Source organism: Arsenicicoccus cauae (genome assembly GCF_009707125.1).
GTDB lineage: Bacteria > Actinomycetota > Actinomycetes > Actinomycetales > Dermatophilaceae > Arsenicicoccus > Arsenicicoccus cauae.
In genome coordinates this window covers 1-718 of the sequence record NZ_WLVL01000055.1, presented here as the reverse complement: position 1 = coordinate 718, position 718 = coordinate 1, and the positions used below count along the sequence as shown (strand labels likewise).

Here is a 718-nt window from a genome sequence, read left to right as displayed (position 1 = left end):
GATAGAGCCCCGTTGAGTGGTGGGCTTTGAGGTGATGCTCGTTGCCTACCGGTCGCTCTTTTCGAGGGCGACGGTCTCAGTATCGCGGGTTGGGTAGAGCTTGGCCATGGAGCCTTCGGAGAGGTAGCGGCGGTCATCGACCTGCCATTCGTCGTGGGTGTCGGCCAGGACGGCTCCGATGAGGCGGATGACGGCGGCTTCGTTCGGGAAGATGCCTACGACGCGGGAGCGTCGCTTGATCTCCTTGTTCAGCCGCTCAAGGGGGTTGGTGGACCAGATCTTGCGCCAGTGCTCGCGCGGGAACGCCGCGAAGGCGAGCACTTCGGCCTTGGCGCCGTCCATCAGCGGGCCGGTCTTGGGGTACCTGCTGGCGAGGTCGTCGCGGACCTTGTCCCACTGCTTGGCCATGGAGGCCAGGTCGGGCTGGGCGAAGATGGTCCGGAAGACCGCGGCGACCATCTCGGTCTCGGCCTTGGGCACGTGGGCCAGGACGTTGCGGATGAAGTGGACCCGGCACCGTTGGTGGGACGAGCCCTGGAACACCCTGGTCAGGGCCGCGACGAGGCCGGCGTGCTGGTCGGAGATGACCAGCTGCACACCGCCCAGGCCCCGCTTCTTCAGGCCGATGAGGAAGGCTCGCCAGAAGACCTCGTCCTCGCTGTCACCGACGTCCAGGCCCAGGATCTCCCGGCGGCCGTGCTCGGTGACGCCGGTGGCG

General features: G+C 67.1%; 1 protein-coding gene. It reads right to left on the bottom strand.

Features of this window, described 5'->3' with window-relative positions; genetic code table 11:
- Window positions 1-45 precede the first annotated feature (45 nt).
- Window positions 46-718, bottom strand: a 673-nt coding sequence (locus GGG17_RS15115; RefSeq protein ID WP_154594531.1) for an IS256 family transposase, incomplete at its 5' end; no start/stop codon positions are given.